Origin of the sequence: Paracoccus salsus, assembly GCF_021556615.1 — a bacterium.
GTDB lineage: Bacteria > Pseudomonadota > Alphaproteobacteria > Rhodobacterales > Rhodobacteraceae > Paracoccus > Paracoccus salsus.
Genome location: NZ_JAKGGD010000002.1, coordinates 420,260 through 433,016, shown reverse-complemented (window position 1 = coordinate 433,016; position 12,757 = coordinate 420,260). Strand labels below are relative to the sequence as shown.

Genomic DNA, 12,757 nt, shown 5'->3' with positions numbered 1-12,757 from the left:
GCTCAGGTCCGGGTCATCTCGACGAACACATCCTCGAGGTCGGGCTGTTCGCTCGCCACGTCGAGGATCGGCACGCCCGCATTGCGCAGCGCATCCAGCACCTGATCGGCGCGAATCCGCGACGGCGGATAGCTGATCGCCAGCCTTCCGTCGGGACGCCAGTCGGGCCTTGCATCCGCGGGCAGGGGTGGCAGATCCACCCGCCCACCCGCGTCGATCAGCAGCGTCTTGCGGTCCGCGCGGTTCAGCAGATCGCGCGTTCCCTGCCGGACGACCAGCTCGCCATGATTGATGATGGCGATCTCGTCGCACATCTGCTCGGCCTCTTCGAGGTAATGCGTGGTCAGGATGATCGTCATGCCGGCCCGGTTCAGGCGGCGGACATTCTGCCACAGCATCTCGCGCAGGGTGATGTCGACACCGGCCGTCGGTTCGTCCAGCACCAGGATCTGCGGCCGGTGGACCAGCGCCTTGGCCAGCAGCAGGCGCCGACGCATCCCGCCCGAAAGGTTGCGGGCATAGGCGTTCGCCTGATCGGTCAGGCCGACCAGTTCCAGAAGCTCATCGGTCCAGCGCTCGGATTTCGGCACCCCATAAAGCCCCGCCTGGACCTCGAGGCTGGCGCGCGGCGTAAAGAACGGGTCCATGTTCAGCTCCTGCGGCATGACCCCGATGGCGGCACGCGACTGGCGGGGGTTCACGTCCTGATCGAAGCCCCAGATCACCACCTTCCCGTCGGTCTTGTTGACCAGCCCCGCGAGGATGTTGATCAAAGTCGACTTGCCGGCGCCGTTCGGTCCAAGCAGGCCGAAGATGCTGCCCGCGGGAATCGCCAGATCGATCCCCTTCAGCGCCTTCTTGGCGGGCGCGTTGCCCTGCGCGCGGTAGGTCTTGTGCAGACCCTTGATGTCGATGGCATTGCTCATGGGACGGTCCTTGCAGAGCTTGCGGAGGCAGGCGGCGCTGCGGTATTGGGGTTAGAGCAGATGATGCAAGCCGCCACAAGAAGGCCAGCCATGACCCAGCACGTGACACCCGAGAATCCGCTGTCGACCGAGCAAGGTCCCGAGTCCTCGAGGCTTCCCGCACCCGAGGAGTTCGTGGTGACGACCTGGCGCGTCGCCTGCGACGGTGACGACGCGGCGGGTCTGGGCCATCCGCGCGTCTGGCTGGCGATCTCGCCCGCTTCGGGGTTCGTCGATTGCGGCTATTGCGACAAGCGTTTCGTCATCGACCGCGATCACGTCGCCGGCGACCACTGAAGGCAGGTCCCGGCCCGGCCCGGGAAAGCCCTTCGGCCCCCATCGAGGGGGCCTCAGGGCTGGGCGGCCTTGCCGCCCGGGTGGCCCCGCTGCGTTTGTCCCGCGCCTCGGCATCTGGCCGAGCAGTAGCGGACCTGATCCCAGTCCCGAGCCCATTTCCGCCGCCAGGTGAAGGGCCGCGCGCAATGCAGGCAGATCTTCTGCGGCAGGTCGGCCTTGCGGCGCATGCGTGCCATCCTTCGCCTCCGTTCATGGACCGCCGATGGTCCGCCACGCGACTGGAACCGGTCTGCCTAACATGCCACAACGCAGCGTGGAACGGCGATGGAGACTGACATGAGTGACGGGTTCGGCAAGGGCTGCCATCTTCACCTGATCGATGGCTCGGCCTACATCTTCCGCGCCTATCACGCGCTGCCTCCGCTGACCCGAAAATCCGACGGGCTGCCCGTGGGCGCGGTGGCGGGATTCTGCAACATGCTGTGGAAATACGTCACCGACGAGCATGGCAGCACGGCGCCGACGCATGCCGCGGTGATCTTCGACCATTCGGCCAAGACCTTCCGCAACGAGATCTACGGGCTTTACAAGGCCAATCGCCCCGAACCGCCCGAGGATCTGCGCCCGCAATTTCCGCTGACCCGCGAGGCCACGCGCGCCTTCAACATCGCCTGTATCGAGATCGAGGGTTACGAGGCCGATGACATCATCGCCACGCTGGCCTGCCAGGCTCGCGCAGCGGGCGGATCGGCGACCATCATCAGCAGCGACAAGGACCTGATGCAGCTGGTCGGCGACGGCGTGGACATGCTGGACCCGATCAAGGGCCGGCTGATCGGGCCGGACGAGGTGCGCGAGAAATTCGGCGTCGGACCGGATCGGGTCGTCGACGTGCAGGCGCTGGCCGGCGATGCGGTCGACAATGTGCCCGGTGCGCCGGGGATCGGCATCAAGACCGCGGCACAGCTGATCAACGATTTCGGCGACCTGGAAACACTTTTGGCCCGCGCGGACGAGATCAAGCAACCGAAGCGACGCCAGACCCTGACCGACCATGCCGACCAGATCCGCGTGTCGAAACGGCTGGTGCAGCTGGATTGCAGGACACCGCTTGATTTCACCCTGGAAAGCCTGGAGGTGCGCGATCCGCAAGCCGATTCGCTGCTGGGTTTTCTGGCCGAGATGGAGTTCCGCACCCTGACCGCGCGGGTCGCCGAAAGGTTGGGCGCCAAGCCGCCCGTCGTCGCCTCGGCGCCACCTTCCCATGTCGCCGTCGCCCCCGAGCTGCCGGCGATCGACCCGGCCAGCCATGAATGCGTCACCGATCTGGCGGTGCTGGATCGCTGGATCGCGGATATCCGCGAGGCGGGTCGTTTCGCCATCGACACCGAAACCACGGATCTGGACGAGATGAAGGCGGAACTGGTGGGCATCTCGCTGGCGGTCGCGCCGGGTCGTGCCTGCTATGTACCGGTGGGCCATGTCGAGGGCAGCGACGATCTGTTCGGGACCGCGTCGCTGGCTGCAGGGCAGCTGGACCGGGATGAGGTGCTGGCGGCTCTGAAGCCGGTCCTTGAGGATCCGGCGATCCTCAAGATCGGCCAGAACATCAAGTATGACTGGAAGATCATGGCGCGGCAGCTGCCCGCTGCCGGCGGTATCCGGATGGCGCCGATCGCGGACACGATGCTGATGTCCTACGCGCTGAACGCCGGCACCCATAATCACGGCATGGACGAGCTGGCCGAACGCTATCTTGGCCATAAATGCATCCCCATCAAGGAGCTGATCGGGTCGGGCAAGGCGCAGATCGGCTTTGCCAGGGTTGCGATCGACAAGGCCACGCCCTACGCCGCCGAGGATGCCGAAGTCACGTTCCGGCTGTGGCAGCATTTCGCACCGATGCTGCCGGCCGAAAGTGTCACCACTGTCTACGAGACACTGGAGCGGCCGATGGTGCCGGTGCTGGCGCGCATGGAGATGGCCGGCATACGCGTGGACGGCGAACACCTGAAGCGCATGTCCAACGCCTTTGCACAGAAGATGGCGCAGCTCGAGGAAGAGATCCACGAGCTGGCCGGAGAAAAATTCAACGTCGGCAGCCCCAAGCAGTTGGGCGAGATCCTGTTCGACAGGATGGGGCTGGCGGGCGGCAAGCAGGGAAAGACCGGTGCCTATTCGACCAGCGCCGACGTGCTGGAGGATCTGGCGGCCGAGGGCCACGACCTGCCGGCGCGGATCCTGGACTGGCGGCAGGTCAGCAAGCTGAAATCGACCTATACCGATGCGCTGCAAGGCCATGTCAATCCGGTCACGGGGCGCGTCCATACCAGCTATTCCATCGCGGGGGCGCAGACCGGGCGGCTGGCCTCTACCGACCCGAACCTCCAGAACATCCCGGTCCGCAGCGAAGAGGGTCGCCGCATCCGCGAGGCGTTCGTGGCGGCGCCCGGGCACCGGCTGGTCAGCCTGGACTACAGCCAGATCGAGTTGCGGATCCTTGCTCATGTCGCAGAAATTCCCGCCCTCAAGCAGGCTTTCAAGGACGGAATGGACATTCACGCGATGACCGCAAGCCAGATGTTCGGGGTGCCGGTCGAGGGCATGGACCCGATGATCCGCCGGCAGGCAAAGGCCATCAATTTCGGCGTGATCTATGGTATCTCGGGCTTCGGGCTGTCGCGGAACCTGCGCATACCGCGCGCCGAGGCTCAGGACTTCATCAACACCTATTTCGAACGCTTCCCCGAGATTCGGGCCTACATGGACAGGACGGTCGCGGACGCCAAGGAAACCGGCTTCGTGCGGACGCTGTTCGGGCGGCGCATCAACACCCCCGGCATCAACCAGTCCGGACCGGCTGCGGGCGGCGCGCGCCGCGCGGCCATCAACGCGCCGATCCAGGGTGCCGCGGCCGACATCATCCGGCGCGCGATGATCCGCATGCCGGATGCCATAGCCGGGCTGCCGGCGAAGATGCTGTTGCAAGTCCATGACGAACTGGTCTTCGAGGTTGAAGAAGGTGCCGTGGACGATCTGATCGTCGCCGCAAGGCAGGTCATGGAGAGCGCGGCCGAGCCCGCGATCAAGCTGTCGGTCCCGCTTGATGTGGACGCGGGCAGTGGCGCGAACTGGGCAGAAGCGCATTGAGCGGGCGTTCGCACCACCAGGGTCACGGGCATCATCACCATGCCGCGAGGGGCGACGGGTCGATCGGCTGGGCCGTCGCCGTCAACCTGAGCCTGACGGCGGCGCAGATCGTGGGTGGCCTTCTGGCCGATTCCACCGCGCTGATTGCCGACGGTGTGCATAACCTGTCCGACGCGATGGCGCTGGTGATGGCTTTCGGCGCGCGCCGCCTGGCGCGCCGCGCGGCCACGCCCGATTACAGCTTCGGCTGGGGCCGGGCCGAGATCGTGGCGGCGTTCGTCAATTATCTTGCTTTGATCGCCGTTTCGCTGTGGCTGGCGGCCGAGGCGATCGGCAGGCTGGCAGACCCGCCGCAGGTGGTTGGCGGATTGGTGATGGGTCTGGCCGCCTTTGCCCTGGTCGTGGATATGGCGACCGCGGCGCTGGTCTGGCGGTTGTCGAAAGACAGCATCAACATCCGCGCGGCGTTTCTGCACAACCTCGCGGATGCTGCCGTGTCGGTTGCGGTCATCCTGGGCGGCGCGCTGATCTGGGCTTACGGGTGGAACCTCGCCGACCCGATCCTGACATTGGGGATCTCGGCGATCATCATCTGGCACGTCGTGCTGCAAATCGGGCCGGTGTTCCGGATGCTGATGCTGGCTGCCCCGCCCGGCAGCGATCCGCCGGGGGTCATGGCGGCCTTGCGCGGGTTGCCCGGCGTACGTGATGCGCACCACCTGCATCTGTGGCAGATCGACGAAAGGCGCAATGCCGCCTCGGTTCACCTGGTGGTCGACAGCGACGACTTCGCCAGCGTGACGCGGCGGGCGAAAGAGACCCTGCGCCGCGAATTCCGAATCGGTCACGCCACGATCGAGGTCGAGCGGCCCGACACTTGCGCGGACGGGGCAGGCAGGCAAGACGACCGCGCCCGCGACGATCGCCCTGACGCAAACCCGTCGCGCCGGAATGGCTCAGACGGCGGATGAATGGCTGCTTGGCGCGGCCGCGTAGAAATCCAGCTGATGCGCGATCATGCGCGTCAGGGGACGACCCTCGGGCGTGATGCAAAGCCCGTCGGCACTGGTGCGGATCACGCTGCCGAACCGGTCCAGCAGCGGCGCGAGAAGTGACTCCAACCGCGCGGCCGAGACGCCGTAGCGTTGCTGCATTTCCCGCGTGTCGATGCGGAAGTCGCACATCAGCGCCTCGATCATGCGGCCGCGCAGAATGTCGTCGTCCGACAATGCATGGCCACGCGTGACCGGCAGGCGACCTGCCCGGACGGCGGCGGTATAGGCGCCGGTGGCGGGGGCGTTCTGGGCATAGCCCTGAGGGAAGCGCGAGATCGACGACGCACCCAGTCCAAGCAGCACGTCAGCCTGGTCATCGGTGTAGCCCTGGAAGTTGCGCCGCAGCGATCCCTGTCCAGCAGCCTGCGCCAGCGAATCCGACGGGCGTGCGAAATGATCGATCCCGATCTCGAGATAGCCATCCGCCTGGAAAAGCTGCTGCGCCGTCCTGAACAATTCCAGCCGCGCCTCGTTGTCGGGCAGTTTGTCCTCGGGGATCATGACCTGACGCTTCGACATCCACGGCACATGGGCATAGCCGTAAAGCGCGACCCGGTCGGGCCCCAGCGCCAGCAGTTTCTGGACCGAATCCGCCATGCGCGTCGGCGTCTGATAGGGCAGGCCATACAGGATGTCGGCGTTCAGGCTGGCGATGCCATGGTCGCGAATCAGGCCCACGGCCCTGGCGGTCATCTCGAAGCTCTGGTCTCGACCGATGGCCTGCTGGATCAGCGGATCGAAATCCTGGACGCCGATCGATGCGCGGGTCATGCCGGCGGACGCCAGCGCGTCCATCCTGGCGGCGTCGATTTCCGCCGGATCGATCTCGACCGAGAACTCGCCGTTCTCGGCCAACGGGAACGCCTCGAAGATCGCGGCTGCAAGCCGGTGCATCTGTTCGGGAGGCAGCAAGGTGGGGGTGCCTCCGCCCCAGTGCAGCCGCGACAGGCGCACGCCGGGCGCCATGCGGGCGCGAAGCCCCACAAGCTCGGCCAGGAGTGTATCGGTGTAGGCGATGACCGGCTCCAGCTTCTGCGTCCCCTGGGTACGGCAGGCGCAGAACCAGCAAAGCCTGCGGCAAAACGGCACATGCACATAGAGCGAGATCTGCGCTTCGGCCGGAATGCCTGCGATCCAGGCCGAAACAAGATCGGGATCGGTTCCAGATGAGAATTGTGTGGCCGGGGGATAGCTGGTGTAGCGCGGCACGCGCGCGTCAAACAGTCCCAGTTGCCTCAGTTGCGAAACGGTGCTCATAGGGCTAGAGATAAGACAGGATGAGCGCGCAAACATTGACCCAGATCAAGTCAAGCGGACGACCTGCCGACGTGCCGGTCAAGCTGCGGTGTGAAGACTGCCCGATCCGCTATCGGGCGGTCTGCGCCGATTGCGAGGATGCCGAGTTGCCGCGGCTCGAGGAGATCAAGTTCTATCGCAGCTACGAGCCGGGTCAGGCGATCGTCTGGGGCGGCGACCACATGGACTTCGTGGCGTCGGTGGTCACCGGCGTGGCGACGCTGACCCAGACGCTCGAGGACGGGCGCACGCAGATGGTCGGCCTGCTGCTGCCAAGCGATTTCCTTGGGCGGCCGGGCCGCGACAAGGCGGCTTACAATGCTGTGGCGACGACCAAGGTCGTGCTGTGCTGCTTTCGCCGCAAGCCTTTCAACGACATGCTGCGCGACATGCCGCATCTGTCGCATCGCCTGCTGGAAATGACCCTGGACGAGTTGGATGCGGCGCGTGAGTGGATGCTGCTTCTGGGTCGCAAGACCGCGCGCGAGAAGATCGCGTCCTTCATCGCCATCGTCGCCCGCCGCGAGGCTGCCTTGGAAAAGCGCCATCCCGGCGGCCGCATGCAGGTCGAACTGCCCCTGACGCGAGAGGCAATGGCGGATTATCTGGGCCTGACACTGGAAACCGTCAGTCGTCAGGTCAGCGCGCTGAAGCGCGGAGGCATCATTGAACTGGTCGGCAAGCGCAATGTCGTGTTGCCCGACTTCGACCGGTTGGTCGAGGAGTCCGGCGACGATAGCGATGGCGGCTGGATCAGCTGATCCGACGCGGATCGTCCTGGTTTCCGGGCCCGATGGCACGGGGCGCAAAATTTTTTGACGCCGGCATCTTGTCGAAACGGGTGCAAGACGCTATTTACAAGCGGCTACGTTATCTCTGCTTCGATCTGTCTCCCTAATCCGGCTTCAGTCTTCGAGTTTGATCTGACCAGCCGGGCCGCCGCAGTTCCGCGGGCGGCAATTGTTAAGGAGATCTCACGATGGCCAATGGCACCGTGAAATGGTTCAACGCAACCAAAGGCTTCGGCTTCATCCAGCCGGAAAACGGCAAGCGCGACGTGTTCCTGCACATCTCGGCAGTCGAGCGCTCGGGTCTGCCGCATCCGCAGGACGGCCAGGCCGTGACTTTCGACATCGAAACCGGCCGTGACGGCCGCGAATCGGCGTCGAACCTGCAATTCGTCTGATAACGTCAGGCGAGTGATGATCTGGAAAGGCGGCCCTCGGGCCGCCTTTCTTCGTTGTTCGCAAGGCGATTCAGTGGGCCATGAAGACGGGCACCTTGGTTTTTTCCAGCATGTTGCGCGTGGCACCGCCAAGGATCGCCTCGCGGAAGCGAGAGTGGCCATAGGCACCCATGACGATCATGCCGGCATCGATCTCTGTCGCACGTCGGGCGATCTCGTCGCTGACGGTCGGCGCCGTGCGCGCAAGCACCGCGATTTCCGCCCGCACGCCGTGCCGGGTCAGCATCTGGGTCAGCGCCCCGCCGGGATCCGATCTCTCGACGCCGCCGCGGCGCGGATCGATGACAGTCACCTCGACCATCTTGGCGGCTTTCAGCAGGGGCATGGCGCGGCGAATCGCCGCCAAAGCCTCGACCGACTGATTCCAGGCCACAAGGATTCGGTCCGGGGGATCGGCCGGCAAACCCGATTCGGGCAGCACGAGGACCGGACAGCGCCCTTCGAACAGGGCCGCTTCGGTCACCGCCTCGGCGTCGCCCGGCGCGGTCTCGCCATAGGGACGTCCCAGCACCGTCAGGTCTGAAAATCGCGCCCGCATTCCAACCAGGTTGGGAATCCCGCCAGACTGCGCGACCGCCGATTCCACCGACCAGCGCATGTCGCCTGCGCCTGCCAGGTGCTGCCGGACCGCTTCCTCCATCGACTCGGCCTGTTGCATCGCGGCATCGATGGATTCCTGGAAGGCATAGGGCGTGCCTCCGGGAAAGTAGTAACCCGCCTGGCTGTGGTCGATTCCCAGGCACAGGATGTCCAGATGCGCATCCTCGCGCGCGGCCAACTCGGCAGCGGCGTCCAGTTGCGGCATCTGACGCTTGTCGGAAAGGACGGTCAGGATTGTCTTGTAGGCCATGGCAGCCTCCTTTGTGTCATCGGGTCGATCATCGCCTTTCGGAAGACTGGCGACATTGATCGGCGTCAAATCCGCAGATTGACCCAGATCAAGGCTGCTTGAGGCGACGGTCCCTATTCCTGCATGATCGAGTGCAGGTGCCTGGGCGAAAGCGATTCGCCCGCGGGAGGCGCAGCATTGAGTGAACGGGACACGGGAAAGCCATGGGGAATTACGTAAAGCTGATCTTGCTGGGGGTGGTCGCAGTGGCGTCCGCGATCGGCGCCAACCTGGCGCATGATGCAGCATACATGGTCAATGCGCTGACGGTGATGTTCGTCGCGTCGGGGCTGTTCATCTGGACTCTGCGCCGCATCGACGAACCTGTCGTGGCGCCCGATCCGAACGAATACATGGACGGCGTGGTTCGCGCCGGCGTGATCGCCACGACCGTGTGGGGCGTCGTCGGCTTCCTGGTCGGCGTCATCATCGCCTTCCAGCTGGCCTTCCCGGCGCTGAATTTCAGTGACGTGTTTCAGGGCTACACGAATTTCGGCAAGTTGCGCCCGCTGCACACCAGTGCGGTGATCTTTGCCTTCGGGGGGAACGCGCTGATCGCCACCTCGTTCTATGTCGTCCAGCGAACCTCGGCTGCGCGGCTGTGGGGCGGCAATGCGGCATGGTTCGTGTTCTGGGGCTATCAGCTTGTGATCGTTCTGGCCGCCACCGGTTATATCCTCGGCGCAACGCAGTCCAAGGAATACGCAGAGCCGGAATGGTATGTGGACTGGTGGCTGACCGCGGTGTGGCTGGTCTATCTGGCGGTCTTCCTGGGAACGATCGTCAAGCGCAAGGAACCGCATATCTATGTCGCCAACTGGTTCTACCTGGCCTTCATCGTGACGATCGCGATGCTGCATGTGGTCAACAACCTGTCGATCCCCGTCAGCATCTTTGGCAGCAAGTCCGTCCAGGTGTTCTCGGGCGTGCAGGACGCGATGGTGCAGTGGTGGTACGGGCACAACGCCGTGGGCTTCTTCCTGACCGCAGGCTTCCTGGGCATGATGTACTACTTCATCCCGAAACAGGCCGAGCGTCCGGTCTACAGCTACAAGCTGTCGATCATCCACTTCTGGGCGCTGATCTTCCTGTATATCTGGGCCGGTCCGCACCATCTGCATTACACGGCGCTGCCGGACTGGGCCTCGACGCTGGGGATGGCGTTCTCGATCATGCTCTGGATGCCCAGCTGGGGCGGCATGATCAACGGCCTGATGACCCTGTCGGGCGCCTGGGACAAGCTGCGCACCGACCCGATCATCCGGATGATGGTCGTGGCCGTCGGCTTCTATGGCATGGCCACGTTCGAGGGACCGATGATGTCGATCAAGGCCGTGAACAGCCTGTCGCACTATACCGACTGGACGATCGGCCATGTCCATTCCGGCGCGCTTGGCTGGAACGGGATGATCACCTTCGGCGCACTTTACTACCTGGTTCCGCGGTTGTGGGGACGCGAACGTCTGTACAGCCTGTCGCTGGTCAGCTGGCACTTCTGGCTGGCAACCATCGGGCTGGTTCTCTACGCCTCGTCGATGTGGGTGTCGGGGATCATGGAAGGTCTGATGTGGCGCGAAGTCGACAGCCAGGGCTTCCTGGTCAACGCGTTCGCCGACACCGTGCAGGCCAAGTTCGCGATGAACGTGGTGCGGGGCCTCGGGGGGCTGCTGTTCCTGACGGGCGGCATCATCATGGCCTATAACCTGTGGGCGACCGTCGCCCGTCAGCCAAAGGCGTATTCGACCGCTGTCGCCGTAGCGGCCGAGTGAAGGATCCCAACCATGTCCATACTTTCCAAACACAAGATCCTTGAAAAGAACGCCTCGCTGCTGCTGGTGTTTTCGTTCCTGGTCGTCACGATCGGCGGCATCGTCCAGATCACTCCGCTGTTCTATCTGGAAAACACCATCGAGAAGGTGGAAGGGGTTCGCCCCTACACGCCTCTCGAACTGACCGGACGGGACGTCTATGTGCGCGAGGGGTGCTATGTCTGCCACAGCCAGATGATCCGACCGATGCGTGACGAGGTCGAGCGCTACGGTCATTACAGCCTGGCTGCGGAATCCATGTATGACCACCCGTTTCAGTGGGGCTCCAAGCGCACCGGTCCCGACCTGGCGCGCGTGGGTGGGCGCTATTCCGATGAATGGCATATCGACCACCTGACCGATCCGAAATCCGTGGTGCCGGAATCGATCATGCCGAAATACGGGTTCCTGAAGAACCGCATCATCGGCCCCGAACATATCGCGCAGCGCCTGGAAACCGATGCGATGGTCGGCGTGCCCTACACCGAAGAGATGATCGCCGCCGCCGTCGAGGATTTCCGTGCGCAAGCCAATCCCGATGCGGATGCCGACGGACTGATGGAGCGGTATCCGGGCGCACAGCAGCGCAATTTCGACCGGCAGCCGCAGCTGACCGAAATGGATGCGCTGGTCGCCTATCTGCAGGTGCTTGGAACGATGGTCGATTTCTCGACGTTCCAGCCCGATGACCGACGCTGAGGAGGAGAGGATGGATCTCTACAGCTTCTTGCGCGAACTGGCCGACAGCTGGGCGCTGCTGGCGCTGACGCTGTTTTTCGTGGGCGTCGTGGTGTTCGTGTTTCGCCCCGGTTCGAGAAAGCTTCAGGACGATGCCGCCGAAAGCATCTTCCGCCACGAGTCCCGCCCCGCTGCGGCGGATGAGAAGGAGGGCCGTTGATGGCCGACGAGAAGGACAAGAAGCCGGGCGACGAGGACAAGCTCTCCCTTCGGCGTGAGGCCGCCGATGCCGAACACGCGGCCAAGATTGCCGGCGACGTTCCCTCGCGCGAGGGGCCGGACAAGCCCGAGACACCCAAGCATCGCCGCAAGGGCCGCCACGGGGTCGCCATGAACGAGGTGCCCTCGACCGGGCACGAGTGGGACGGCATCACGGAATATGACAATCCGATGCCGCGCTGGTGGTTGTGGACATTCTACGCCACGATCGTCTGGGCCATCGGGTACCTCATCGCCTATCCCGCGATCCCGCTGGTCAATTCCGCGACGCAGGGTCTGCTGGGCACCACGACACGCCAGCAGGTTGCAGCCGAGATCGAACGCTTCGATCAGGCCAACGCGGAAATCCAGACAAGGCTGGCCTCGGTCGAACTTGAGCAGATCCCCAATGACCCCGAACTGGTCAGCTATGCCACCAATGCGGGCGGCGCGGTGTTCCGCACCTGGTGCGCGCAATGTCACGGGTCCGGCGCGGCCGGCGGCCCGGGCTATCCCAACCTGCTGGACAATGACTGGCTTTGGGGTGGAACGCTGGAAGACATCCATCTGACCCTGCAACATGGCATCCGCGACCCGCACGATCCCGACACCCGCTATTCCGAGATGCCGCGCTATGGCCGTGACGGCTTGCTGGACCGGGCGCAGATCAGCCAGGTGGCAAACTATGTCCTGTCCATGTCGGACCAGCCGCATGATGCTGGCTTGGCCAGCGAAGGCGAGGTCGTGTATCTGGAAAATTGCGCGTTCTGCCATATGGAGGACGGCTCGGGGGATCAGGCTCAGGGTGCGCCCAACCTGGCGGATGCGGTCTGGCTGTATGGCGGCGACATCGCCACGGTCACGCGGATCGTGACCGAGGGGCCTTACGGGGTGATGCCCGCCTGGTCATCACGTCTCAGCGAGGCCGAGATTCGCGCCGTCGCAACCTATGTCCACGGTCTGGGCGGCGGCGAGTAAGCCGCCCAGACCGTGCCCGCTTTTCATGCCGGCTCGCCGGTATGAAAGGGGCCGCCCCCCTTCCTGTTCGCGCGTTCCTTGGGGGGCGGCCAACCCTGTAACCGCTCTGGGCCTGGCCGGGTTCCCCGGCGTCGTCC

General features: G+C 64.5%; 13 protein-coding genes. 9 read left to right on the top strand and 4 right to left on the bottom strand.

Annotated elements, in window-relative coordinates; all coding sequences use genetic code 11:
• Positions 1-2: 2 nt before the first annotated feature.
• Positions 3-926, bottom strand: a complete 924-nt coding sequence (locus tag L1965_RS05390; RefSeq protein WP_235755377.1) for an ABC transporter ATP-binding protein — start codon at positions 924-926, stop codon at positions 3-5.
• A 90-nt stretch (positions 927-1,016) separates the two neighbouring features.
• Between L1965_RS05390 and L1965_RS05385 the strand changes: the two genes are divergently transcribed.
• Positions 1,017-1,262 carry a zinc-finger domain-containing protein gene (locus tag L1965_RS05385; protein WP_439332056.1) on the top strand — a complete coding sequence of 82 codons (246 nt, stop codon included), beginning with the start codon at positions 1,017-1,019 and terminating at the stop codon, positions 1,260-1,262.
• A gap of 53 nt (positions 1,263-1,315) precedes the next feature.
• Here the strand turns inward: L1965_RS05385 and L1965_RS05380 are convergent, their stop codons facing one another.
• Entirely contained in the window at positions 1,316-1,489 is a 174-nt protein-coding gene (locus tag L1965_RS05380) for a DUF2256 domain-containing protein (protein WP_439332055.1), read from the bottom strand.
• Positions 1,490-1,598: 109 nt separating this feature from the next.
• On the opposite strand from L1965_RS05380, the gene polA reads away from it, so the two are divergent.
• Both polA and L1965_RS05370 read left to right on the top strand, forming a co-directional pair.
• The gene (polA, locus tag L1965_RS05375; RefSeq protein WP_235755375.1) at positions 1,599-4,412 is read left to right on the top strand and encodes a DNA polymerase I; all 2,814 of its coding nucleotides are present in this window, start codon (positions 1,599-1,601) and stop codon (positions 4,410-4,412) included.
• Positions 4,409-5,383: a cation diffusion facilitator family transporter gene (locus tag L1965_RS05370; RefSeq protein ID WP_235755374.1), complete on the top strand. Its 975-nt coding sequence runs from the start codon at positions 4,409-4,411 to the stop codon at positions 5,381-5,383. The genes polA and L1965_RS05370 overlap by 4 nt, the downstream gene beginning before the upstream one ends.
• On the opposite strand, the gene hemN is transcribed toward L1965_RS05370, so the two are convergent.
• Complete coding sequence (gene hemN, locus L1965_RS05365; protein WP_235755373.1) at positions 5,369-6,724, bottom strand: oxygen-independent coproporphyrinogen III oxidase; 1,356 nt, start codon at positions 6,722-6,724, stop codon at positions 5,369-5,371. The genes L1965_RS05370 and hemN overlap by 15 nt on opposite strands.
• Before the next feature lie 20 nt (positions 6,725-6,744).
• On the opposite strand from hemN, the gene fnrL reads away from it, so the two are divergent.
• Positions 6,745-7,524, top strand: coding sequence for a transcriptional regulator FnrL (gene fnrL / locus L1965_RS05360; protein WP_235755372.1), 780 nt, complete (start codon positions 6,745-6,747; stop codon positions 7,522-7,524).
• Between the two features lie 218 nt (positions 7,525-7,742).
• Complete coding sequence (locus tag L1965_RS05355; protein ID WP_209054581.1) at positions 7,743-7,949, top strand: cold-shock protein; 207 nt, start codon at positions 7,743-7,745, stop codon at positions 7,947-7,949.
• A gap of 70 nt (positions 7,950-8,019) precedes the next feature.
• Here L1965_RS05355 and L1965_RS05350 read toward each other — a convergent pair whose 3' ends face one another.
• On the bottom strand, positions 8,020-8,859 hold the full coding sequence (locus tag L1965_RS05350) for a universal stress protein (protein ID WP_235755371.1): 840 nt from the start codon (positions 8,857-8,859) through the stop codon (positions 8,020-8,022).
• 203 nt (positions 8,860-9,062) lie between these two features.
• Between L1965_RS05350 and ccoN the strand changes: the two genes are divergently transcribed.
• The 4 genes from ccoN (at position 9,063) to ccoP (ending at position 12,620) form a co-directional block, all read left to right on the top strand.
• Positions 9,063-10,667, top strand: a complete 1,605-nt coding sequence (gene ccoN, locus L1965_RS05345) for a cytochrome-c oxidase, cbb3-type subunit I (RefSeq protein WP_235755370.1) — start codon at positions 9,063-9,065, stop codon at positions 10,665-10,667.
• 12 nt (positions 10,668-10,679) lie between these two features.
• The gene (ccoO, locus tag L1965_RS05340) at positions 10,680-11,405 is read left to right on the top strand and encodes a cytochrome-c oxidase, cbb3-type subunit II (RefSeq protein WP_235755369.1); all 726 of its coding nucleotides are present in this window, start codon (positions 10,680-10,682) and stop codon (positions 11,403-11,405) included.
• Between the two features lie 10 nt (positions 11,406-11,415).
• Positions 11,416-11,604: a cbb3-type cytochrome c oxidase subunit 3 gene (locus L1965_RS05335; RefSeq protein ID WP_235755368.1), complete on the top strand. Its 189-nt coding sequence runs from the start codon at positions 11,416-11,418 to the stop codon at positions 11,602-11,604.
• 170 nt (positions 11,605-11,774) lie between these two features.
• On the top strand, positions 11,775-12,620 hold the full coding sequence (gene ccoP, locus L1965_RS05330) for a cytochrome-c oxidase, cbb3-type subunit III (RefSeq protein WP_235755612.1): 846 nt from the start codon (positions 11,775-11,777) through the stop codon (positions 12,618-12,620).
• Positions 12,621-12,757 lie beyond the last annotated feature (137 nt).